Genomic DNA, 23017 nt, shown 5'->3' on the forward strand with positions numbered 1-23017 from the left:
ATGGGGGTTATGAGGAATGGCACAAAAAATTTTAATTGTTGATGATGCAGCATTTATGAGAATGATGATTAAAGATATTCTAACAAAAAATGGGTATGAAGTAGTCGGGGAAGCTGCTGATGGAGTACAAGCAGTAGAGAAGTATAAAGAATTTCAACCAGATTTAGTGACAATGGATATTACGATGCCTGAAATGGATGGAATTACAGCATTAAAAGAAATAAAGAAAATAAATCCTAATGCAAAAGTGCTTATGTGTTCTGCAATGGGGCAACAAGCAATGGTTATTGATGCTATTCAAGCTGGCGCAAAAGACTTTATTGTTAAACCTTTCCAGGCTGATCGTGTTATTGAAGCAATCTCGAAAACTTTAGGATAATAATCTATTGATTAGAGGGTGCAGTATATTGCAATATGTTAATCGGACTATTCTTTTGCTACTTATTATAGGAATTGCTCTGCTGGGCTTGGATGCACCAGCCTATGCAGAGCAATTAAACAATAGTGTGAGAGATTGTTTAGAACATCCAGACGCTTGCGGTGATGATCAAACACCAACAAAACAGGAAGAGCAAGGCAGTGCTGAATCTTCAAAGGTTGGTATCAACGCTTGGGATGTTCTAAAAATGATCCTTGCAACAGCTTTTGTAGTTGCTCTGCTTTATTTCCTGCTTAAGTTTATTAATAAGAGAAGTAAAAATTATAAAAGCAGCAGACTCATAGAAAATTTGGGAGGCACTGCACTTGGTACGAATCGATCTGTTCAGCTAATAAAGGTTGGTAATCGTATCTTGATCGTAGGTGTTGGTGAAAATATTCAGCTATTAAAGGAACTTACGGACTCAGAGGAATGCAGTCAAATTATCTCAGACTATAATGAAAAAATGGAACAGCTTGTACAGCCAAGCGATATTGTGACAAAGGTACTTCAAAGAAGAAAAAAGAGTCAATCAAATGAAAACAAAGGGAACCAGTTTCAATCATTGCTTAAACAACAGCTAGATAACTTAAATACAGACAGGCAGAAATTATTTGACGAAATGGAGAAGAAAGGATCAGACGAGCGATGAATGAATTTATGGAGTTTTTTAATAATAGTTCGCCTGAGAATGTTTCGACTTCAGTAAAATTAGTTTTAATGCTGACTGTGTTGTCATTGGCACCTAGTATTCTCATATTAATGACTTGTTTTACAAGAATTGTCATTGTTCTCTCCTTTGTCAGAACGGCGCTTGCAACACAGCAAATGCCTCCAAATCAAGTAATAATCGGATTATCTTTATTTTTAACCTTTTTTATCATGGCTCCGACAATGCAACAAGTGAATGAAGAAGCGCTAACACCGCTGTTTAATGAAGAAATCAATTTAGAGCAAGCATATGAGAAAGCTTCCGTTCCATTTAAGGAATTTATGAGTGCACATACGAGACAAAAGGATTTAGCTTTATTTCTGGAGTATTCTAAGGCAGAACCGCCAAAATCAGTTGAAGACATTCCGTTAACTTCACTAGTACCAGCCTTTGCTATTAGTGAAATTAAAACCGCATTCCAAATCGGATTTATGATATTTATACCTTTTCTCGTAATTGATATGGTAGTGGCAAGTATCCTCATGTCAATGGGGATGATGATGCTTCCTCCAGTAATGATTTCATTGCCTTTTAAAATCTTGTTATTTGTCCTTGTTGATGGATGGTATCTCGTCGTAAAATCTCTTTTACAAAGCTTTTAAGCAGGTGAATGTATAAAATGACTCCCGAAACAGTTATTTCAATTGCAGAACGTGGCATTATGACTGTATTACTTATTTGTGGACCATTATTGCTGCTGGCACTTGTCGTTGGATTAATTGTCAGTATTTTCCAGGCGACAACACAAATTCAAGAACAAACATTAGCGTTCATACCCAAGATTGTTGCTGTTCTTGCGGGACTTGTGTTTTTTGGACCGTGGATGCTAAGTCATATGCTTTCTTATGCAGGTGAAATTTTTTCAAACTTAACGAGGTTTGTGGGTTGATGATATGGTAGACTTAATACCCGCTTTTCCAGCTTTTTTACTAGTGTTTGTGAGGGTAACATCTTTTTTTCTGATGATGCCCCTTTTTTCATACCGTTCCATTCCAGTAGCGGCGAAAATCGGATTAGGCTTTTTTATGGCAGTTATCATGGTTGTTACTCTTGATGCACCAACGCTGGAAATTGATCATACTTATTTCTTATTAATTATAAAAGAAGCACTTGTTGGTTTATTCATAGGATTTATCGCTTATTTAATTTTATCTGCTATCCAAATTGCAGGTGGCTTTATTGATTTCCAAATGGGATTTGCAATTGCAAATGTGATCGATCCGCAGACTGGTGCACAAAGTCCTTTAATGGGTCAATATCTATATACAATTGGACTCTTTTTTTTACTGACAGTGAACGGCCATCATCTTATGCTAGATGGAGTGTTTTACAGCTATGAGTTTATTCCTTTAGATCAGCCATGGATTCCATTTGGGGATGAAAATTTGGTTGAATATGTAATTAAAGCATTTAATTCGATGTTCATTATTGCTTTTCAAATGTCTATTCCTGTTGTCGGAAGTCTATTTTTAGTCGATATAGCTTTAGGAATTGTAGCGAGAACGGTTCCACAGCTTAATGTTTTTGTTGTCGGGCTTCCTTTGAAAATAGGAGTGAGTTTCCTCGTTCTCATAGCGGTGATGAGTGTGATGCTGTTTGCTGTTTCACATTTATTTGAAACGATGTTAAATACGATGCGCGGTCTCATGGACATTATTGGGGGAACAAGCAGATGAAATTATTATTAACGTTAGATTTGCAGCTTTTTTCAGGTGAAAAGACAGAAAAAGCAACCCCAAAGAAGAGGCAGGATTCTCGTAAAAAAGGACAAGTTGCCAAAAGCCAAGATGTGAATACGGCAATTAGTTTACTTGCTGTCTTTCTCTTTTTCCTATTTGCAGGTTCCTATATGAAAGATATTGTTTTGTATGTGATGAGGCACGGCTTTCAGGAAATTATGCTTACAGAGTTAACGGAAGCAAATATTCAGTCGGTTTTTCTTTCCATTTTGAAAGAGCTTGTATTCCTTTTAGGACCGATTATGTTTGTTGCGTTAATTGCAGGAGTAGCATCGAATTATATGCAAGTTGGGATTCTATTTTCGACGGAAGTCATCCAGCCGAAGCTCGAAAAACTGGATCCGATTAAAGGCTTTAAAAGGATTTTTGCCCTTAGAGCCCTTGTTGAGCTTTTAAAATCAATGCTAAAAATAGGATTTGTTGGTCTTGTTACATTTCTTGTTTTATGGGGCAGTATTGATGAAATTTTAATTTTGTCGCAAAAGCCCGTTGGAGCTGCATTAGCGACAATAGGAAACTTAACCATCAAGATGGGATTGTTTGCATCAGGTGCGTTATTGTTTCTATCTCTATTAGATTATCTATATCAAAAATATGATTTTGAAAAGAATATCCGAATGTCGAAGCAAGACATTAAAGACGAGTTTAAAAATATTGAGGGGGATCCCCTTATTAAATCAAAAATAAAGCAAAGGCAACGAGAAATGGCGATGAGACGAATGATGCAAGAAGTTCCCAATGCGGATGTTGTCATCACGAATCCAACCCACTTCGCAGTTGCTTTAAAATATGATGAAACAAAATCGGATGCACCATATGTTGTTGCAAAAGGGGTAGATTTTGTTGCTCAAAAAATAAAGCTAATTGCAAAAGAAAAAGATATTATTACAGTAGAAAATAGGCCTCTTGCGAGAGCTTTATATAGTCAGGCAGACATCGGTGACGCGATTCCAGAGGAATTCTTCAAAGCCGTTGCAGAAATTCTTGCCTATGTATACAGAACTAAGAAGAAAATCTAATAATATTGAAGTTTAATAGTGTCTAGCACCATTGCTGCCCCGACGTACGAAAGTGATGTATTTACATTGCGACGGGACGACGAGTGTTGGCCTAAAGGTCACAAGCCAAGCATCACAAAAAGGTGAAAATTACCTTTCCGTGATGCTCAACTTGTGAGATGCCTGATGGTAACCAAGGCACTTACGCTTTTCTAATAGGAGAGGAAATATATGTCAGCAAGAGACTTATCGGTTTTGGTAAGTGTAATCTTAATCGTAGCCATGTTAATCATTCCATTTCCAACTTGGCTGCTGAGTATACTCATTTTAATTAATATTACTTTGGCTCTCCTAGTTTTATTAACGACGATGAACATGCGTGAGCCGCTTGAATTTTCAATTTTCCCATCATTGTTGCTATTATTGACATTATTTCGACTTGGCCTGAATGTTTCCACTACACGTTCTATCCTTTCAACTGGAGAAGCTGGTGGTGTCGTTCATACCTTTGGTACCTTCGTAGTTGGCGGAAATATTATTGTTGGACTTGTTGTGTTTTTAATTCTCATTATTATTCAGTTTATCGTTATTACAAAAGGTGCTGAGCGTGTCTCAGAAGTTGCAGCGAGGTTTACCCTCGATGCGATGCCTGGGAAACAAATGAGTATTGACGCTGATTTAAATGCTGGGATGATATCAGAGCAGCAAGCACGAGAGCGTCGTGAAAAGGTAAGCAGAGAAGCTGATTTCTATGGTTCGATGGATGGTGCTAGTAAATTTGTAAAGGGGGACGCTATTGCCGGGATCATTATCGTCCTCATCAATTTAATTTTCGGAATCGTTATCGGAATGATGCAGTTAGGATTATCATTTGGTGATGCTGCCACGCATTTCTCGCTTTTAACTGTTGGTGATGGTCTTGTCAGCCAAATTCCCGCACTCTTGATTTCTACTGCGACAGGGATTGTCGTAACAAGAGCCGCATCTGATGGAAATCTTGGTTCAGATATCACAGCTCAATTGTTTGCCTTTCCAAAGATGCTTTATGTTACGGGAGCTACAATCTTTTTACTTGGTTTGTTTACGCCAATAAGTAATTTTCTAACTTTCCCTATTGCCGCACTGCTAGGATTTGGAGGATATATGATTTCTCGAACCCCTGAGCCAGATAAAGAACAGTTGCAGGAACTTGAGGAAGAAATTGAAACAGGAGAAATGAAAAGTCCTGAAAGTGTAGTTAGTCTATTGAATGTCGACCCGATTGAGTTCGAATTTGGGTATGGACTTATTCCGCTTGCTGATGCAAATCAGGGAGGCGATCTTCTCGATCGTATTGTGATGATTAGAAGACAGCTGGCGATCGAACTTGGTCTTGTTATCCCTGTTGTCAGAATACGGGATAATATCCAGCTCCAGCCGAATGAGTATCGATTGAAAATAAAAGGGAATGAAATGGCGAGGGGAGAGCTCTTGCTTGATCATTACTTAGCTATGAGTCCTGGAATTGAAGATGATTCTATTGAAGGAATTGATACAGTTGAACCTTCTTTTGGTCTTCCGGCAAAGTGGATAACAGAGGATATGAAGGAACAAGCCGAAATATTTGGCTATACTGTTGTTGATCCACCATCCGTAGTCTCTACACATATTACTGAGGTGATCAAGGGAAATGCCCATGAGCTTCTTGGAAGACAAGAAACGAAACAACTGATTGATCATTTAAATGAAAGCTATCCAATTTTAGTGGAGGAGGTTACACCTAATCCTCTAACTGTAGGAGAAGTACAGAAGGTGCTTGCAAAGCTGTTAAAAGAAAATGTTTCTGTTCGTAATCTGCCGATTATTTTTGAAACGTTAGCTGATTTTGGCAAAGTAACAAGCGATACTGATTTGCTTACGGAATATGTTCGTCAAGCATTGGCACGGCAAATAACGAATCAATTTTCACAGGCAGGTGATTCGTTAAAGGTTGTCACACTTTCTGGGAAAGTGGAGAAGCTAATTGCAGACGGGATTCAGCAAACAGAGCATGGGAATTACTTGTCTATTGATCCTGCTATATCGCAAGGAATACTTGAATCAATCGCATCACAAGTGGAACAATTATCACTCATCGAACAAACTCCTATTGTCTTATGTTCTCCTGCAGTCAGAATGTATGTAAGGCAATTAACAGAGCGTTATTTTCCGCAAATTCCAATTTTATCTTATAACGAGCTTGAGGCAAACGTAGAGGTACAAAGTGTTGGGGTGGTGAATGTAGATTGAAGGTAAAAAAATATGTGGCGGCTAATATGACAGAAGCCATGAAGAAAATCCGAGCTGAGTTAGGAAATGACGCAGTTATATTAAATTCGAAAATTGCACATACCGGTGGGTTTTTAGGTTTATTTAAAAAGCGTACGATCGAGGTCATTGCTGCAGCTGATCCTAAGCCGAAATATCAGCAAATGCCAAAAGTAAAGCAAAAGCAAATGATTTCATCAAAAATAGAACAAAATGATGAAGCGAGGAATCAGGTTCTACAGAACGTTAGTGCTGCAGAACAAAAGCCTTCTGGTGAAATAGTTAAAGAATTAAATGAGCTTAAAGCTTTATTAAAGAGTATTCCCGCAGGATCGGTTAGTGCATCACCTTCTTATCCTGCCCCCCTTCAACTGATGGACAAGCTTTTAAAAGAACAAGAGATTGATGCTTCCATTCAGGCATCAATTCTAAGTTCCTTGCTTGAGAAATGGTATGTAGAAGGGGCAAGTGCATCAATTGAACAGGTGTACTCTTGGCTTGAACAAGAAATGGTTAAACGTATTTCGAGTGTTTCATTTGGAGGTATTTCTTTTTCGAAGAAATATATAAATGTTGTCGGTCCTACTGGGGTAGGAAAAACGACTACGCTTGCGAAAATCGCAGCTGATTGTGTAATTACACATAAGAAAAAAGTTGCTTTTATTACAACTGACACATACAGAATTGCTGCGATTGATCAGTTAAAAACATATGCAAAAATCTTAAATGTTCCATTAGAGGTTTGTTATACAATTGATGATTTTAAAAAAGCAGTACAGACGTTCCATGATTTTGACTTAGTACTAATTGATACAGCAGGGAGAAATTTTAGAAACAAGCAATATGTGGAGGATTTAAAACAAGTAATCGATTTTGATGAAGACATGGAAACTTATTTGGTTCTTTCGTTAACTGCTAAGCAAAGAGATATGGAAGATATTTTTACACAATTTTCTAGCATAAACATTGATAAATTTATTTTCACAAAGGCAGATGAAACTTCAAGCTATGGATCCATGTACAATATGATTAATAAATACAACAAGGGTGTAGCATACATGACAAACGGTCAAAATGTACCAGATGATATGATAGCTGTTAGTCCGAATAATATTGCGAAATCGATTATTGGGGTCGAATAAAATGAAAGATCAAGCTGAAGAATTAAGAATAAAACTTAAGGTGGCAGCAGAGGATAAAGCGCCAAAAACCATGGCTGTGGTTAGTGGAAAAGGAGGGGTTGGAAAGTCCAATCTATCATTGAGCTTTTCCATTTCTCTAGCATCAAAAGGAAATAGAGTATTGTTGTTTGATATGGATATGGGAATGGGAAACCTTGATATCCTAATGGGAAATACATCAGAATCCTCTATTGTCGATTTTTTTGCAGGCTCTATTACTTTAAAAGATGCGGTTATGGATGGTCCGAAAGGGTTGAAATATATTGCGGGAGGATCGGGACTCTCTCATTTAGTAGGACTTGATGTAGAGTTAGTTGATAAATTTATTAAAGAACTAACTGTAATGTTCAATGAATATGACTATGTCATTTTTGACATGGGTGCTGGGATTACAGACGGTACTTTAAAATTTATTCTATCTGTACAAGAAATCGTAGTAATTACGACTCCAGAACCAACAGCAATGACAGATGCATATGCAATGATGAAGCACATACATTTAATGGATACAACGATTCCTTTTTATGTAGTCATTAACCGGGTACAGTCTGAAAAGGAAGGTCAGCAGACATTTACCCGTCTCTCAAAGGTAGTAAAAAGTTTTCTTGATCGAGAGATTATTTGTCTTGGAACAGTTCCAGATGACCGAGTGATCCAGCAAGCAGTGAGAAGCCAAATCCCATTTATCCTATATAATGAAAAGGCACAAGCGTCAAGGGCATTAAAGGAAATTTCAAACAAGTATACACGAGGACAATTATCACAAGAATTTAAATTAAGTACCTCACTTCACTTTGTATCAAAATTAAAGCAATTTCTCTTTGAAAGGTAGGGGATCAGGCATGTCGAAAGTTAATGTGCTGGTAGTGGATGATTCGGCCTTTATGAGAAAACTTATTTCTGATTTTTTATCTGAGGATCCACGAATCCAAGTAGTTGGTTCAGCAAGAAATGGGAAAGATGGAATTGAGAAGTTAAAAGAATTAAAACCAGATGTTATCACTATGGATGTTGAAATGCCTGTTTTAGATGGGATTGAGGCATTAAAAATAATTATGAAGGAATGTCCTGTCCCAGTCATCATGCTTTCAAGTACGACGAAAGCGGGAGCGGAAAATACAATATCGGCCATGCAATCGGGGGCGATTGATTTTATCGCCAAGCCTTCAGGTGCAATTTCTCTTGATTTACATAAAATTAAGGAGGAACTCGTTCGGAAGGTACTGTCAGTTAGCAAAGTTAACCGTAAGCAATTGATAAAAATATCATCAGACAAATATTTATCTACTACTCAGGCCGAAAGTTATAGTAAAATAGAACCAAAGGAAGAGTATCGAGTAAATAAATCTGTTGGTAAAGTGCCAACTCTATCAAAGAAGATCATATGTATTGGCACTTCCACAGGTGGGCCAAGGGCTCTTCAAAATGTGCTAACACGTTTGCCCGCAAGCCTTGATTCAGCTGTACTTATTGTTCAGCATATGCCTGCAGGATTTACAAAATCTTTAGCGGCTAGGTTAGATACACTTTGTGCAATTTCAGTAAAAGAAGCATGCGATGGAGATGTTGTACAAAAGGGAACTGCATATATTGCACCAGGCGGCTATCATATGAGAGCGAAACAAGAGGGATCGAATTTAGTTATTTGCCTTGATCAATCAGAAGCAAGAAATGGGCATAGACCAGCTGTTGATGTCTTGTTTGAATCAATAAGCGAGATAAATCAATATTCGAAGGTAGCAGTTATTATGACTGGCATGGGTTCAGATGGCTCAAAAGGGTTGGTCGCATTAAAGAACAATGGGTCAGTGAAGTCAATTGCTGAATCGCAGGAAACCTCTATCGTTTTTGGAATGCCTAAAGCTGCAATAGCCACTCATTTAGTTGATGAAATACAAGACGTAGAGAATATAGCACAAACTATTTTGAAATATGTTTAATGCTTAAGGGGTGTGGGCCACATGGATATGAATCAATATTTAGAAGTATTTATAGAAGAAAGTAAAGAACATTTACAAGCATGTAATGAACAGCTTCTTGAATTGGAGAAGAATCCGGAAAATATTGCAATTGTAAATGAAATTTTCCGTTCTGCCCATACATTAAAAGGAATGTCTGCAACGATGGGTTATGAGGATTTAGCAAAGCTTACCCATCAAATGGAGAATGTCCTTGATGCCATTCGTAATCATAAGATTAAATTCAATCCAGAAATATTAGATGTTGTTTTTCTGGCTGTGGATGATCTTGAAGCAATGGTGCAATCAATTGCTGAAGGCGGAGATGGAAAAAGAGATGTATCAGATGCTGTTGGAAAGTTATTGCTAATTGAAAAAGGAGAAAGCCCTGTTCTAGCAGAAGCAAAATCAGAAGTTGCTGCCGCAGTTGCTGAACCTTTACACGCAGCAAAAAGCCAGTATGATGAGTTTGAATATACTGTTCTTCAACAATCAAAAGAACAAGGTTTTGAAACTTTTGAAATTACGGTTGCGTTAAGAGAAGATTGTTTATTAAAAGCAGCAAGAGTATTTATGATTTTCGAAATCTTAGAGAAGATTGGAGAGGTCATTAAATCTAATCCAGCTGTTGATCAGCTTGAAGAAGAACAGTTTGATCATGAATTCACAGTAACAATTGTTTCGAAGGAAATGAAGGATGATATTCAAAAGAAACTAATGAAGGTTTCTGAGGTTGACAAGGTAGATGTAAATCCTATCTCTTTAGAAGAGCTCCGGCAATTTGAAGTAGAGGAAGCGGAAATTACTCAAACACCAGAAATTGAAACACCTGCAAAAGAAGTGGAGAAAAATGTAGACGCACCTAATAAGAAAGAAGATAAAAAGACTACTTCATCAGCAAAACAAACAAGTAATAAAACGATTCGAGTAAACATTGAAAGATTAGATATCTTAATGAATTTGTTCGAAGAATTAGTCATTGATAGAGGACGTTTAGAACAAATTTCTAGAGATCTAAACAATCAAGAATTGCACGAGACGGTTGAACGTATGTCAAGAGTAACGGGTGATTTACAAAATATTATTCTTAATATGCGTATGGTTCCGGTTGAAACTGTCTTTAATCGTTTTCCGCGTATGGTTCGTCAACTTGCACGTGATTTAAATAAAAAAATCAATCTTGAAATCATCGGTGCCGAAACTGAACTAGATCGTACAGTTATTGATGAAATTGGAGATCCTCTTGTACATTTAATTAGAAATGCTCTTGATCATGGTGTCGAAACGCCTGAGGTGAGAAAAGCTAATGGAAAACCTGAAGAAGGAACAGTTGTACTTAAGGCTTACCACAGCGGAAATCATGTATTTATAGAGATCGAGGATGATGGAGCAGGAATTAGCAGAGATAAAGTTCTAGCTAAAGCGTTAAGTAAAGGGATTGTTACAGAACAGGCTGCTGCATCTATGACAGATAATCAAGTTTATGAATTGATTTTAGCATCAGGATTTTCCACTGCGGAAAAAATATCAGATGTTTCTGGCCGCGGTGTTGGATTAGATGTTGTGAAAAGTACGATTGAATCTTTAGGCGGAACGATTTCAATTGAATCGCGTCTTGGACAAGGGTCAATATTCTCAATCCAGCTGCCTCTGACTCTATCAATTATTTCAGTTATGTTAACAGAAATTCAAAATGAAAAGTTTGCTATTCCGCTATCGTCTATTATAGAAACAGCGATTGTGAATAAGGCAGAGATACTAAATGCACATAATCAGAGAGTAATTGATTTTAGGGGCAAGGTCGTACCGCTTCTATTCTTAAAAGATATTTTTGAAGTACCTGTTGTTACAGAAGATGATGAGTTTTACTCAGTTGTTATTGTACGAAAAGGTGATAAAATGGCTGGTCTAGTTGTTGATTCGTTTATTGGACAACAGGAAGTTGTTTTAAAATCTTTAGGAAATTATTTAACAAATGTATTTGCCATTTCGGGTGCTACGATCCTAGGGAATGGTCAAGTTGCCTTGATTGTTGATTGCAATGCATTAATTAAATAACCTTAATGCTGAATTTTTAGGTGATTTGCACAAGAGTTTTTTGACAGTCTAGTTATGGGGTGAATACGAATGGCTGATACTTTAGCGGCTGATATAAAATTAATCGTTTTCCAATTAAAAGATAAGGAATATGCGATTCCAGTTAATCATGTTCAAGGAATTGAAAAGGTTGAACATATAACTAGGGTTCCACGTACAGAGAAATTTATTAAAGGTGTTATTAATCTTCGTGGGGTTATTACTCCAATCATCGATCTTCGAAGCAGATTTGGAATTGAAGAAGAGAATTTTACTGATAGTACTCGTGTAATCATTGTATCTGTTAATGATTTAGAGGTTGGATTTATTGTAGATTTGGCTAACGATGTTATCGATATTCCTGTTGCTTCGATTGAGCCACCTCCTGAAGTAGTTGGGGTAAAAGAGGTTGAATATATTAATGGTGTTGCGAAAATTGGAAAGAGATTGCTGATTCTTATTGATTTGGAAATGATATTGGACACCGAATCATTTAGCTCCTCTAGAAGCGAAGGATAATCAAATGGGGTTTATTGAAAAAATCTCATCCATCCACCTTGATATATTAAAGGAAATTGGTAATATTGGTGCAGGTCATGCAGCGACAGCTTTATCAAAATTATTAAATAAGAAAATTGATATGAAAGTTCCTAACGTACAAATTGTTTCATTTGATGAGATGATGAATATGGCGGGAGGAGCTGAAAATGTTGTCGCTGGTGTTTTTTTAAGAATTGAGGGGGAAGCTCCGGGGAGTATGTTTTTTGTTTTGCCGGTTGAACAGGCGACAAGTTTCATTAGGGAAATGATCGGAGATGAAAGTTTTTCCCTTGAGTCTCCTCCATATAGTGAAATAGGTTTATCAGCTTTACAGGAATTAGGAAATATTCTTTCAGGTTCCTATTTATCATCTCTATCAGATTTTACGAATCTATCCTTGTACCCTTCTGTTCCAGCATTAAGTATTGATATGGTTGGAGCGATTATAAGCTACGGTCTGATAGAATTATCTCATGTAAGTGATTATGCGATTGTCATAGATACAGCCCTGAATGAAGATGAGGATGAAAGCGCAGAATATGTGAAGGGACATTTTTTCCTTTTGCCAGATCCAGATTCTTTTCAAATAATATTTAAATCTTTAGGAGTTCCGCATAATGATTGAAAGTAAAACCATTATAAAAGTCGGAATTGCTGATATGAATATAGTTAAAACTCCAGATATCATTCGCACATCGGGTTTAGGCTCCTGTGTAGGGGTTGTTATTTATGATCAAACAAGAGAAATTGCTGGACTTGCCCATGTGATGCTTCCAGACTCTTCTCTTGCTAAGTCAGGTGTCTTAAATATCGCTAAGTATGCTGATACAGCTGTAAAGGATCTTGTTTCAAAGTTAATTCGTCACGGGGCACGAGCAAATTTTCTAAAGGCGAAAATTGCGGGTGGAGCGCAAATGTTTCAATTTTCAGGTGGCAGTGATATGATGCGTATCGGTCCCAGAAATGTGGAAGCTGTCAAATTAGAACTTGCTGCTTTAAATATTGCAATCGTTGCAGCTGATGTTGGCGGAAATAGCGGAAGGACCATTGAGTTTAATCCACAAAATTGCATCTTACATATCCGAACAGTGAATAAGGGCATTCAGGAACTATAAGGACAAGAAATGAATACAGCCTCTTTCTGAATGAAGGGGCTGTATTCATTTTTATGTACTTTATTAAGGGCAGCATTGTCTATTTTGTTCATAATTTTTTTGATATACTATTTGTAGTAACGAAAAATGTAAACGTTTGAGGAGGATGACCATATGGCACATCAAATGACGGAAGAACAAACATATTGGCAAAGTTGGGTCACTTCTCGGGATGCTCAAGCGGGAAATTTCCTCGTTCAAAAATACTTACCACTTGTAAGTTATCATGTCCAGCGTATTTCCGTAAATCTGCCGAGAAATGTTTCAAGAGATGACTTGAGAAGCCTTGGTTTAATGGGATTATATGATGCTCTAGAAAAGTTTGAACCAAATCGTGATTTGAAGTTTGATACGTATGCTTCATTTAGAATTCGTGGTGCTATTTTGGATGGTCTCCGAAAAGAGGACTGGCTGCCTCGAAATACCAGAGAAAAGGCTAAGAAGATTGAATCAGCAATTGAGAAGCTCGAACAGCGTCTTGGACGAAAGGCAACTATCCAAGAAATATCCTTAGAGGTAAATATGACGGAAGAAGAAGTCCATTCAGTTATGAATGAACATTTTTTTGCTAATATCCTTTCGATTGATGAAAAGCCGAGTGATCAGGATGATAAAGAGAGTCAGTCTTTTATTATTAAAGATGAAGGCACAGAAATGCCTGAAGAGAAAATAATAAAAGATGAAATGATCGCTGAAATGGTACAATTAATCTCGCAATTAAATGAAAAGGAACAATTGGTGATTAGTTTATTTTATAAAGAGGAGCTTACCTTAACAGAAATAGGACAAGTCATGAATCTTTCAACATCTAGAATTTCTCAAATTCATTCCAAAGCGATTTTTAAATTACGGCATGCATTGGAAAAGGTCTTTTAAAATTCTAAGGGAAAGTGGCGATGACGAATGGAAAAGCAATTCCGCGTAGAGATTGAAAAGAATCGGTTACACGCGACGATTGAATTGATCGAAAAGTCAGAAGATGATTTATCGTTTACTTATGAAGAGTTTATTCATTTCCTAAATAAAGAAAAAATTGTTTTTGGTATAAAAGAGGATGTAGTTAGGGATATTAGCATTCGCCCATTATCTATTTCTTATCCAATTATTATCGCTGAGGGATACCCGCCAAAAGACGGCATAGATGCATACTTGCTTGATGAAGTCCAAAGTGATAAATGTGTGAAAAGAGAAAAGTTTAATTTCCGAAATGTTATTCAAATTCCTTCAGTCAAGGCTGGGCAACCACTAGCGACTGTTATCCCCTCTACACCTGGGACTACTGGTATGGATGTAACAGGCCGAAACATACCTGCAAAAAATGGAAAGCCACTTAAAATACGGCCCGGAAAAAATGTCATATTGAATGGTTCAACATTTTATTCAACATCTGATGGACAATTAAGCTTAACAAATAAAACAATTTCAGTTAATCCTGTATTTGAAGTGAACGGAGATCTAGATCTAAAAACAGGTAATATTGATTTTATTGGCAATGTTGTAATTAGAGGAAACGTACCAAGCGGTTATGAGGTAAAGGCTGGAGGAGATATTAAAATATTTGGGTTAGTTGAAGCAGCTGTGATTTATGCTGAGGGAAATATCGTCATTTCTGGCGGGGTCTCTGGCGGTCATAAGGGAAATTTAATTGCCAAAGGCAATATTCAAGCAGCTTATTTGAATCAAGCTAATGTTCAGGCAGAACAAGATGTTATTGTGGAAAATTCTATTCTTCATAGCAATGTTCAAGCAGGGGGCTCATTATACTCCAGAAAAGCCCTGATTATTGGAGGTATTATATCGGTTGGAAGGGATCTTCATATAAAGGAAGTCGGAAATCGATTATTTACCAAAACGGAAATACATGCTGGTGCAGATTTAAAGGTAGCAGAAAAGGAAAACGCTCTGCATAAAGAAAAACAAGAATTAAATAATAACCTTAAGAAATTGATTAATATTGAACACAAATTGCTTCAATTAGGTAAAGTTGCAGGCTCTCTTACTAAAGAACAGAAGGAACTTATTCTTAAGCAAAGAGTAACGAAAGATCACATCATCCAACAGTTAAAAGAAATTGATGAGGAATTTGAAAGGCTAGAAATAGAAATAAATGAGAAACAAGATTCATCGATATTTATATACGAAAATATTTTTCCAAATACTACTTTGCACTTTGGAAAGTATGCAATGCAAATTCAGAAGAAGTATTCAAATAGCCGCTACTATTTCTCAAATGGTGAAATTGTTTCAGAATCATGTATATCTGATAAATTTCTTTTACAAAGTACATAACAAGGGTGACTGTGTATGAGCTTAAAATCAGTTGAGATGCAAATTGCCTTGCCTAGAACATTTGAAGCAGGAAAAATTCAAGAACAGCTGCAGCAGCGCGGGCAAAACATGAATGATATAGGCGCGCAACAAACGCAAAAGGAAGAAGAGAAAAATAGAAATACAGTCTTAAAGCAAGAGCAAAAAGCCAATGTTGTACTTTCACAAAAGCAAAAGGATCACCATCAAGATACAAATGGGCAGCAAGAAAGTGAAGATCACCAGGAAAAGAAAGAAAAAAAGAAAAAGGATTTTCACCCTTATAAGGGGAAAGTAATAGATTTTAGTGGATAGAGGGATTGTATGACCACTTTTTTGATACTATTTAGTTTGTTTTTAAATGTATTAGCTATCTTCGCAATTATTATATTATTTCTTCGCCAGAATCGCCTCTTACAGGTAGAAAAAAAGCAAGAGAAAATGATTACTGACATGGAGGAGGTAATATCTGCTTACTTGCTGCAAATGAAAGAAGAAAACGAGGCATTCATTGATCGAGTAAAGAATTTAGATATTCGGAATGCACCAATAAATGAAATTAAAACTAAAAAAAATAATACATACAAAAAGTCGGAAGATAAAAACTATAAGGCAAATCAAGAAGGAAATTCTAAAGAAATACATATTCAAAGCCGAATCGGAAAGACTTCCGCATATAAAGCAGCAAATGCTTATAAACAATATTCTAAAGCGGTTGACAAGGATACTGAGAGTAAGACCCCTGAAACAAGGGAAGATTATTCTGTGAAATTGCCCTCGCTTGAGAAAAACGACGAAATAATTGTAGAAAACGGGGACCTAACATATAATTCAATGAACAATTTACAAGAAGGTTCGTTATTACAGCAAGTACTTGCCTTGAAAGAACAAGGATTGACGGAAGATAAAATAGCTCAGAAGCTGAATAAAGGAAAAACGGAGATTGAACTATTACTAAAATTCCAAAGCAATCAATAGAAAAAAACTTGAATGTATATTATTATTATGATATATTAACAAATGGTGTTAATACACACGCTTATTGATTTAATCGGATGGTGCTGGTATTGTCAGTTCCCGATTGAAAATGATCTAAGCGGAGGAAAACAAACCATTAGGAGGAAATACACATGTCAGTAATTTCAATGAAACAATTGCTTGAAGCTGGTGTACATTTCGGACACCAAACTCGCCGTTGGAACCCAAAGATGAAAAAATATATTTTCACAGAGCGTAACGGCATCTATATCATCGACCTTCAAAAAACAGTTAAAAAGGTTGAAGAAGCTTATAACTTCGTGAAGGAGCTTGCTGGAAACGGCGGTACAATCCTTTTCGTAGGAACTAAGAAACAAGCTCAAGACTCAGTTAAAGAAGAAGCAATCCGTTCTGGACAGTACTATGTTAACCAACGTTGGTTAGGTGGTACATTAACAAACTTTGAAACAATTCAAAAGCGTATTTCACGTCTTAAAGATATCGAAAGAATGTCTGAAGACGGAACTTTCGAAGTGCTTCCTAAAAAAGAAGTTGTTCAATTGAAAAAAGAGCAAGAGCGCTTAGAAAAGTTTTTAGGCGGAATCAAAGATATGAAGGGTCTTCCAGACGCTTTATTTATCATCGATCCTCGTAAAGAGCGCATTGCTGTTGCAGAAGCACATAAATTAAACATTCCGATCGTTGGTATCGTTGATACAAACTGTGATCCAGATGAAATCGATGTTGTTATCCCTGCAAACGACGATGCTATTCGTGCTGTTAAACTTTTAACAGGCAAAATGGCAGATGCGATTCTTGAAGCAAAACAAGGTGAAGAAGTTACAACTGCTTAAGTTGGACATTGAAAAAGGTGATAAGAGGGAGCCCCTTTATCACCTTTTTTTAAAGAATAAGCAAAAGACAGTTTGTTGGTTATGTATATTTGGTAAAGATATAACTACATATTCAATTCTAAGGAGGATTTCATAATGGCAATTACTGCTCAAATGGTTAAGGAACTACGTGAAAAAACAGGCGCTGGTATGATGGATTGTAAAAAAGCACTTCAAGAAACAGATGGTGATATGGAAAAAGCAATCGATTTCCTTCGTGAAAAAGGAATCGCAAAAGCTGCTAAAAAAGGTGACCGTATTGCTGCAGAAGGGTTAACTTCTGTGAAAATTGATGGAAATTCTGCAGTTATTCTTGAAGTAAACTCTGAAACAGATTTCGTTTCTAAAAATGAAGGATTCCAAACATTAGTTAAGGAATTAGCAGATCACTTACTTGCAAACAAGCCTGCATCTGTCGAAGAAGCTGCTGCTCAAACAATGGCAAATGGAGCTACTGTTGAAGCTCATATTAATGCTGCTATTGCAAAAATTGGGGAGAAATTAAGCCTTCGCCGTTTTGAAGTGAAAACAAAAACTGATAATGATGCATTTGGTGCATACTTACATATGGGTGGACGCATTGGTGTATTAACAGTTCTTGAAGGAACAACGGATGAAGACGCTGCGAAAGACGTTTCTATGCATATTGCTGCACTTAACCCAAAATATGTTTCTCGTGACGAAGTATCTCAAGACGAAGTTGAACGTGAGCGTGAAGTATTAACACAACAAGCTCTTAACGAAGGAAAGCCTGAAAATATCGTTGCGAAGATGGTTGAAGGCCGTCTAAGCAAATATTTTGAAGAAGTTTGTGTAAATGATCAAGCATTCGTTAAGAACCCTGACCAAAAGGTTGGAAAATTTGTTGAATCTAAAGGCGGTAAAATCCGTGAGTTTGTACGCTTTGAAGTTGGAGAAGGTATTGAAAAGCGTGAAGATAACTTTGCTGAAGAAGTTATGAGCCAAGTTAAAAAATAACTTTTCTGCTCATACATTTAAAGAATAAATTACAACTTAGAAATTATCATCTCAGGGAACACTTTGTGTTCCCTGTTTTTCAAGACTGAAAAAATTCAATAAATGTTTAGCTATAGTGCTGCATGTGCTTAGCTTTTCTATACTACATATGGAGGTTCTTATGAGCAGCCCAAAATATAAACGTGTTGTCTTAAAGTTAAGCGGAGAAGCTTTAGCCGGGGAGCAAGGATTTGGGATTAATCCCGCGGTAATAAAGTCGGTAGCATCTCAAGTCAAGGATTTAGCCCAATTAGGTGTTGAGGTTGCTGTCGTTGTTGGCGGGGGGAATATTTGGCGCGGGAAAATTGGAGAAGAAATGGGGATGGACAGAGCAAATGCAGATTATATGGGAATGCTTGCGACTGTCATGAACTCATTAGCACTACAAGATAGCCTAGAACAACTAGGTGTAGAGACGAGAGTGCAAACATCTATTGAGATGAGACAAGTTGCTGAACCATATATTCGCAGAAAGGCGATTCGCCATCTTGAGAAAAAACGCGTAGTCATCTTTGCTGCTGGCACAGGAAATCCTTATTTTTCAACAGATACAACGGCTGCACTAAGAGCTGCAGAAATTGAAGCAGAAGTTATATTAATGGCGAAAAACAATGTCGATGGTGTATATTCAGCAGACCCACGCCTCGATAAAAACGCGAAAAAATATGACCAGCTCTCCTATCTTGATGTCATTAAAGAAGGTTTAGCTGTCATGGACTCTACAGCATCATCTTTATGTATGGATAATGATATTCCTTTAATCGTATTTTCAATAATGGAGCAAGGAAATATTAATCGTGCAGTAATGGGTGAACCAATTGGAACTATTGTAAGGGGGAAAAAATAATGCCAAAACAAGTTATTGCCAATGCAAAGGATAGAATGACGAAAGCGATCCAAGCATATACACGTGAGCTTGCAAGTATTCGTGCAGGAAGAGCCAATGCATCATTGCTTGATAGAATTACGGTTGATTACTATGGTGCTCCTACACCGGTCAATCAATTAGCAGGAATTTCTGTTCCAGAAGCACGCCTGCTCGTTATTCAGCCATATGATAAATCTATTCTGGGTGATATTGAGAAAGCCATTTTGAAATCTGATATTGGTCTGACTCCTTCAAATGATGGAAATATTATTCGACTAACAATTCCTCAGCTAACAGAAGAGCGCAGAAAAGACCTCGTTAAACTTGTGAGAAAAGAGTCAGAAGAAGCAAAGATTGCCATCCGTAATGTCCGCCGTGATGCAAATGATGATTTAAAGAAACTTGAAAAGAACGGTGAAATCACTGAAGATGATTTACGCGGGTATTCAGATGATATTCAAAAGTTAACAGATGAGCAAATCAGCAAAATTGATTCGATAACAAAAGATAAAGAAAAAGAAATTTTGGAAGTTTAGAAAAATTGATTGTGAATAGAAATAGGGACCCTCTATGTATAGGGGGTTTTTTTACTCTAGCTTCTGAAAATGGAGGATCGTTAATTAAATAAGATGTATTATTCTTATTTATTACATATGTACATATTCATTTATAGAGATATCTTTCTTTATTTTTGGTATGATATTATCATGCAGAAATAGGGTTGATTTTTTTTACAAGAGGTTGAATTGGCGTATACTTGTTTTTCTTATGTTCGTTCGTGCTTTTTTTGTCTTGGTGGCAGCGCCTTTTACCTGACTTACAAGAATGTACTAGTTGTCGACCACAAGTTCACAAGTCACCCTTCCCACTAATGTGAAAAACCCCGTTTTGGGAGGATCCTCTTGTTCATGTGGGAGAGTTCTCTAAGGAAAGCTTCTTAGAGTTAGAATTTTGGAACAATCTGCACTTTGATTGTTTCGAAGGCGCATTCGCTTTTTTAATCGGAGGGTAAGATTAACCTATCTTAAAGGAGCAGTCTTATGTTAAATAAAATAAAACGATGGAAGAATCAAAGTAGTTCTTCCGAACTCCGAGAAAGAATTTTGAAAATTCAAGAGCTCCAAATTCCTTCGCATATAGCAATTATTATGGATGGCAATGGCAGATGGGCAAAAAAGAGAGCTTTGCCTAGAATAGCTGGGCACCATGAAGGAATGAAGGTAGTTCGGAAAATTACGAGATTAGCTAATCAGGTTGGCGTGAAGGCGCTGACTCTTTATGCTTTTTCTACAGAAAATTGGAAACGTCCAAAAATGGAGGTAGATTACCTTATGAAGCTCCCAGAGGAGTTTCTAGGATCGTTCCTTCCTGAGCTGGTTGAAGAAAATGTGAAAGTTATCATGATGGGTGACAAAGAAATGCTGCCTTCTCATACAAGAAAAGCGATTGAGAAAGCAATGGAGGATACGAAAGACAATACGGGTTTAATATTAAATTTTGCTTTAAACTATGGAAGCCGCTCTGAAATCATTGAAGGGATCAAAGAAGTCTTAAAAGATTGCAAAAATGGTATAATAGATGAGAATGGGTTAAATGAAGATATTTTTTCAACCTATTTAATGACTGATGGATTAAATGATCCGGATCTTTTAATTCGTACGAGTGGTGAAATCCGTCTTAGCAACTTTATGCTCTGGCAGCTAGCTTATACGGAATTTTGGTTTACTGATGTGCTTTGGCCTGATTTTGCAGAAGACCATTTTATTGAAGCGATTGAGGTTTTCCAAAATAGGCAAAGGCGTTTTGGAGGAGTTTGACAAAGGTGTTGAAAATTAGATGAAGCAAAGAATTATTTCAGCGATTGTATTTGGTGCAATTTTTCTCCCAGTTGTTATTTTTGGAGGACTGCCGGTAGTGATACTTGCCTATTTATTGGCATCGATTGCACTTTATGAACTATTAAAAATGCGCAGACTCAGTATTATCTCTGTTCCAGGGATCATATCTTTATTGTTGTTATGGATATTTCTTCTTCCAAATCAATTTCAATCTCTGCTGGATGTGATCCATTTTACAAAAATTGAGTTTGCTTTGCTAGCTGTACTATTATTTCTAACTTATACAGTAGTTACGAAAAATAAGTTTACATTTGATGATGTTGCATTTTCAATATTGTCTACTTTATACGTTGGAATCGGTTTTTATTATTTTATTGAAACAAGGGAGGAAGGCTTAATCTTTATTTTCTTCTCACTGTTTATTATTTGGGCAACAGATTCAGGAGCCTATTTTATTGGCCGAGCTATAGGGAAGAAAAAACTTTGGCCTGAGATTAGTCCAAACAAAACAATAGAGGGATCTATAGGTGGAGTTTTCTGCGCAATTATCGTAGCCTTGCTATTCCTTCTATTCACAGATATTCCGGCTACATTTATTCAGATGCTACTCATCACTGTAGTTCTATCTGTTTTTGGACAAATTGGTGATTTAGTTGAATCTGCATTAAAGCGTCATTACGATGTAAAGGATTCTGGGAATATTATGCCGGGTCATGGCGGGATTTTAGACCGTTTTGACAGTTTATTATTTGTATGGCCGCTTATTCATTTTATTTATTTATTTTAAATTTGAAAGTAACTAGTCATTAAAGATTATTATTAAGTATTGAATGATGTGTCTTTCTTTTTCCTACAGGAGATGAATTATATTGAAATATATAAGTTTGATGGGGGCAACTGGATCAATCGGCACCCAAACCTTGGACGTGATTAAAGAACATCCTTCTGAATTTAAGCTTGCAGCTATTTCGGTGGGGAAAAATATTGAGTTAACAAGAAAAATTATCATGGATTTTAAGCCGGATCTTGTTTCGGTTGCGGATGAATCATCCGTAACTAACCTCAAAGCAGAATTTCCGGGCATCCATTTTACTTATGGAAAACAAGGGCTTACAGAAGTGGCTGTTTATCATAAAGCTAATATTCTTGTGAATGCTGTATCGGGGAGCATTGGGCTTACACCAACCCTAGAAGCGATTAAGGAGAAAAAGACAATAGCCATTGCGAACAAGGAAACACTTGTTACAGCAGGCCATCTTGTAATGGAAGAAGCTGCACGGAATCATGTTCCTTTACTGCCGGTAGATAGTGAACATTCTGCAATATTCCAGGCATTGCAAGGTGAAAAAGAAAAAAATATTGAAAAATTAATTATTACTGCATCAGGTGGAAGCTTTAGAGATCGTACGCGAGAAGAATTACAAAATGTAACGATTGAGGATGCACTCAATCACCCGAATTGGTCAATGGGTGCAAAAATTACCATTGATTCTGCAACGATGATGAATAAAGGGTTAGAAGTTATTGAGGCCCATTGGTTATTTTCAATTCCTTATGACAAAATTGATGTTTTATTGCATAAGGAAAGTATCATTCATTCGATGGTAGAGTTTCATGATAGCAGCGTTATCGCACAATTAGGAACACCGGATATGAGAGTTCCTATTCAGTACGCACTTACATACCCTGATAGGTTTAAACTACCTTCTGCTAAACGTCTTAATTTATCAGAAATAGGTAAACTGCACTTTAGTAAAATGGATTTTGAACGTTTCCGCTGCTTGCGTTTTAGCTTTGATGCAGGTAAGGCGGGAGGCACAATGCCTACTGTTCTAAACGCTGCAAATGAAGCAGCAGTTGCCGCGTTTCTTGATAGAAAAGTATCTTTTCTCCAAATTGAAGATTTAATAGAAAAAGCTTTGAGCAAACATAATAACATCTCCAATCCTGGACTTATTGAAATTCAGGAAGTTGACGTAGAAACAAGAAAATATGTAAACTCACTTTTATAAAGATAAGTTTCAGCAGGTAAAGGGGAAAATATCTCTATGGCT

Annotated in this window: 25 protein-coding genes; all 25 read left to right on the forward strand. The window is 36.8% G+C overall.

Features of this window, described 5'->3' with window-relative positions; genetic code table 11:
- The first annotated feature begins 16 nt into the window (after positions 1–16).
- The 25 genes from ASU02_RS09660 (at position 17) to ASU02_RS09780 (ending at position 22975) form a co-directional block, all read left to right on the forward strand.
- Complete coding sequence (locus ASU02_RS09660; protein ID WP_057763219.1) at positions 17–379, forward strand: response regulator; 363 nt, start codon at positions 17–19, stop codon at positions 377–379.
- A 28-nt stretch (positions 380–407) separates the two neighbouring features.
- Entirely contained in the window at positions 408–1070 is a 663-nt protein-coding gene (locus tag ASU02_RS09665; protein WP_232426219.1) for a flagellar biosynthetic protein FliO, read from the forward strand.
- On the forward strand, positions 1067–1732 hold the full coding sequence (gene fliP, locus ASU02_RS09670) for a flagellar type III secretion system pore protein FliP (protein ID WP_053475675.1): 666 nt from the start codon (positions 1067–1069) through the stop codon (positions 1730–1732). The genes ASU02_RS09665 and fliP overlap by 4 nt, the downstream gene beginning before the upstream one ends.
- Positions 1733–1749: 17 nt before the next feature.
- Positions 1750–2019: a flagellar biosynthesis protein FliQ gene (gene fliQ / locus ASU02_RS09675; protein ID WP_053475676.1), complete on the forward strand. Its 270-nt coding sequence runs from the start codon at positions 1750–1752 to the stop codon at positions 2017–2019.
- A 4-nt stretch (positions 2020–2023) separates the two neighbouring features.
- The gene (gene fliR, locus ASU02_RS09680; protein WP_057763336.1) at positions 2024–2806 is read left to right on the forward strand and encodes a flagellar biosynthetic protein FliR; all 783 of its coding nucleotides are present in this window, start codon (positions 2024–2026) and stop codon (positions 2804–2806) included.
- Complete coding sequence (gene flhB, locus ASU02_RS09685; protein ID WP_057763220.1) at positions 2803–3888, forward strand: flagellar biosynthesis protein FlhB; 1086 nt, start codon at positions 2803–2805, stop codon at positions 3886–3888. The genes fliR and flhB overlap by 4 nt, the downstream gene beginning before the upstream one ends.
- A 210-nt stretch (positions 3889–4098) precedes the next feature.
- Complete coding sequence (flhA, locus tag ASU02_RS09690) at positions 4099–6135, forward strand: flagellar biosynthesis protein FlhA (protein ID WP_057763221.1); 2037 nt, start codon at positions 4099–4101, stop codon at positions 6133–6135.
- Positions 6132–7295, forward strand: a complete 1164-nt coding sequence (gene flhF, locus ASU02_RS09695; RefSeq protein ID WP_057763222.1) for a flagellar biosynthesis protein FlhF — start codon at positions 6132–6134, stop codon at positions 7293–7295. The genes flhA and flhF overlap by 4 nt, the downstream gene beginning before the upstream one ends.
- Position 7296: 1 nt before the next feature.
- A complete protein-coding gene (locus tag ASU02_RS09700) occupies positions 7297–8166 on the forward strand; it encodes a MinD/ParA family protein (RefSeq protein WP_057763223.1) in 870 nt (289 codons plus the stop codon).
- Between the two features lie 10 nt (positions 8167–8176).
- A complete protein-coding gene (locus ASU02_RS09705) occupies positions 8177–9274 on the forward strand; it encodes a protein-glutamate methylesterase/protein-glutamine glutaminase (protein WP_057763224.1) in 1098 nt (365 codons plus the stop codon).
- Positions 9275–9295: 21 nt separating this feature from the next.
- Positions 9296–11350 (forward strand): chemotaxis protein CheA, encoded by a 2055-nt coding sequence (locus ASU02_RS09710; RefSeq protein WP_057763225.1) that lies wholly within the window; start codon positions 9296–9298, stop codon positions 11348–11350.
- Between the two features lie 69 nt (positions 11351–11419).
- Entirely contained in the window at positions 11420–11887 is a 468-nt protein-coding gene (locus ASU02_RS09715) for a chemotaxis protein CheW (protein WP_057763226.1), read from the forward strand.
- Between the two features lie 4 nt (positions 11888–11891).
- Complete coding sequence (locus ASU02_RS09720) at positions 11892–12533, forward strand: chemotaxis protein CheC (RefSeq protein ID WP_057763227.1); 642 nt, start codon at positions 11892–11894, stop codon at positions 12531–12533.
- Entirely contained in the window at positions 12526–13023 is a 498-nt protein-coding gene (locus ASU02_RS09725; RefSeq protein ID WP_057763228.1) for a chemotaxis protein CheD, read from the forward strand. Before ASU02_RS09720 ends, ASU02_RS09725 begins: the two co-directional genes overlap by 8 nt.
- 153 nt (positions 13024–13176) lie before the next feature.
- Positions 13177–13938 (forward strand): FliA/WhiG family RNA polymerase sigma factor, encoded by a 762-nt coding sequence (locus ASU02_RS09730; protein ID WP_057763229.1) that lies wholly within the window; start codon positions 13177–13179, stop codon positions 13936–13938.
- A 27-nt stretch (positions 13939–13965) separates the two neighbouring features.
- Positions 13966–15351, forward strand: coding sequence for a DUF342 domain-containing protein (locus tag ASU02_RS09735; RefSeq protein ID WP_057763230.1), 1386 nt, complete (start codon positions 13966–13968; stop codon positions 15349–15351).
- 15 nt (positions 15352–15366) lie between these two features.
- Positions 15367–15684, forward strand: coding sequence for a hypothetical protein (locus ASU02_RS09740; RefSeq protein ID WP_057763231.1), 318 nt, complete (start codon positions 15367–15369; stop codon positions 15682–15684).
- Between the two features lie 9 nt (positions 15685–15693).
- Entirely contained in the window at positions 15694–16347 is a 654-nt protein-coding gene (locus tag ASU02_RS09745; protein WP_057763232.1) for a hypothetical protein, read from the forward strand.
- Between the two features lie 152 nt (positions 16348–16499).
- The gene (gene rpsB / locus ASU02_RS09750) at positions 16500–17201 is read left to right on the forward strand and encodes a 30S ribosomal protein S2 (RefSeq protein ID WP_053475690.1); all 702 of its coding nucleotides are present in this window, start codon (positions 16500–16502) and stop codon (positions 17199–17201) included.
- Between the two features lie 135 nt (positions 17202–17336).
- Positions 17337–18218 (forward strand): translation elongation factor Ts, encoded by an 882-nt coding sequence (gene tsf / locus ASU02_RS09755; protein WP_057763233.1) that lies wholly within the window; start codon positions 17337–17339, stop codon positions 18216–18218.
- A gap of 160 nt (positions 18219–18378) precedes the next feature.
- Positions 18379–19104 carry a UMP kinase gene (pyrH, locus tag ASU02_RS09760; RefSeq protein WP_057763234.1) on the forward strand — a complete coding sequence of 242 codons (726 nt, stop codon included), beginning with the start codon at positions 18379–18381 and terminating at the stop codon, positions 19102–19104.
- A complete protein-coding gene (gene frr, locus ASU02_RS09765) occupies positions 19104–19661 on the forward strand; it encodes a ribosome recycling factor (RefSeq protein ID WP_057763235.1) in 558 nt (185 codons plus the stop codon). The genes pyrH and frr overlap by 1 nt, the downstream gene beginning before the upstream one ends.
- Before the next feature lie 504 nt (positions 19662–20165).
- Positions 20166–20942: an isoprenyl transferase gene (locus tag ASU02_RS09770; protein WP_057763236.1), complete on the forward strand. Its 777-nt coding sequence runs from the start codon at positions 20166–20168 to the stop codon at positions 20940–20942.
- Between the two features lie 19 nt (positions 20943–20961).
- Positions 20962–21750, forward strand: a complete 789-nt coding sequence (locus ASU02_RS09775; RefSeq protein WP_057763237.1) for a phosphatidate cytidylyltransferase — start codon at positions 20962–20964, stop codon at positions 21748–21750.
- 82 nt (positions 21751–21832) lie between these two features.
- Positions 21833–22975, forward strand: coding sequence for a 1-deoxy-D-xylulose-5-phosphate reductoisomerase (locus tag ASU02_RS09780; protein ID WP_057763238.1), 1143 nt, complete (start codon positions 21833–21835; stop codon positions 22973–22975).
- Positions 22976–23017: the final 42 nt, after the last annotated feature.

It is taken from the genome of Cytobacillus praedii, assembly GCF_001439605.1.
Classification (GTDB): domain Bacteria; phylum Bacillota; class Bacilli; order Bacillales; family Cytobacillaceae; genus Cytobacillus; species Cytobacillus praedii.

What these genes read in the sequence shown, in the direction of transcription:
- ASU02_RS09660 (WP_057763219.1), top strand. Translation starts at nt 17, where the DNA reads ATGGCACAAAAAATTTTAATTGTTGATGATGCAGCATTTATGAGAATG.
- fliP (WP_053475675.1), top strand. Translation starts at nt 1,067, where the DNA reads ATGAATGAATTTATGGAGTTTTTTAATAATAGTTCGCCTGAGAATGTT.
- fliQ (WP_053475676.1), top strand. Translation starts at nt 1,750, where the DNA reads ATGACTCCCGAAACAGTTATTTCAATTGCAGAACGTGGCATTATGACT.
- fliR (WP_057763336.1), top strand. Translation starts at nt 2,024, where the DNA reads ATGGTAGACTTAATACCCGCTTTTCCAGCTTTTTTACTAGTGTTTGTG.
- flhB (WP_057763220.1), top strand. Translation starts at nt 2,803, where the DNA reads ATGAAATTATTATTAACGTTAGATTTGCAGCTTTTTTCAGGTGAAAAG.
- flhA (WP_057763221.1), top strand. Translation starts at nt 4,099, where the DNA reads ATGTCAGCAAGAGACTTATCGGTTTTGGTAAGTGTAATCTTAATCGTA.
- ASU02_RS09700 (WP_057763223.1), top strand. Translation starts at nt 7,297, where the DNA reads ATGAAAGATCAAGCTGAAGAATTAAGAATAAAACTTAAGGTGGCAGCA.
- ASU02_RS09705 (WP_057763224.1), top strand. Translation starts at nt 8,177, where the DNA reads ATGTCGAAAGTTAATGTGCTGGTAGTGGATGATTCGGCCTTTATGAGA.
- ASU02_RS09710 (WP_057763225.1), top strand. Translation starts at nt 9,296, where the DNA reads ATGGATATGAATCAATATTTAGAAGTATTTATAGAAGAAAGTAAAGAA.
- ASU02_RS09715 (WP_057763226.1), top strand. Translation starts at nt 11,420, where the DNA reads ATGGCTGATACTTTAGCGGCTGATATAAAATTAATCGTTTTCCAATTA.
- ASU02_RS09720 (WP_057763227.1), top strand. Translation starts at nt 11,892, where the DNA reads ATGGGGTTTATTGAAAAAATCTCATCCATCCACCTTGATATATTAAAG.
- ASU02_RS09725 (WP_057763228.1), top strand. Translation starts at nt 12,526, where the DNA reads ATGATTGAAAGTAAAACCATTATAAAAGTCGGAATTGCTGATATGAAT.
- ASU02_RS09730 (WP_057763229.1), top strand. Translation starts at nt 13,177, where the DNA reads ATGGCACATCAAATGACGGAAGAACAAACATATTGGCAAAGTTGGGTC.
- ASU02_RS09735 (WP_057763230.1), top strand. Translation starts at nt 13,966, where the DNA reads ATGGAAAAGCAATTCCGCGTAGAGATTGAAAAGAATCGGTTACACGCG.
- ASU02_RS09740 (WP_057763231.1), top strand. Translation starts at nt 15,367, where the DNA reads ATGAGCTTAAAATCAGTTGAGATGCAAATTGCCTTGCCTAGAACATTT.
- ASU02_RS09745 (WP_057763232.1), top strand. Translation starts at nt 15,694, where the DNA reads ATGACCACTTTTTTGATACTATTTAGTTTGTTTTTAAATGTATTAGCT.
- rpsB (WP_053475690.1), top strand. Translation starts at nt 16,500, where the DNA reads ATGTCAGTAATTTCAATGAAACAATTGCTTGAAGCTGGTGTACATTTC.
- tsf (WP_057763233.1), top strand. Translation starts at nt 17,337, where the DNA reads ATGGCAATTACTGCTCAAATGGTTAAGGAACTACGTGAAAAAACAGGC.
- pyrH (WP_057763234.1), top strand. Translation starts at nt 18,379, where the DNA reads ATGAGCAGCCCAAAATATAAACGTGTTGTCTTAAAGTTAAGCGGAGAA.
- frr (WP_057763235.1), top strand. Translation starts at nt 19,104, where the DNA reads ATGCCAAAACAAGTTATTGCCAATGCAAAGGATAGAATGACGAAAGCG.
- ASU02_RS09770 (WP_057763236.1), top strand. Translation starts at nt 20,166, where the DNA reads ATGTTAAATAAAATAAAACGATGGAAGAATCAAAGTAGTTCTTCCGAA.
- ASU02_RS09775 (WP_057763237.1), top strand. Translation starts at nt 20,962, where the DNA reads ATGAAGCAAAGAATTATTTCAGCGATTGTATTTGGTGCAATTTTTCTC.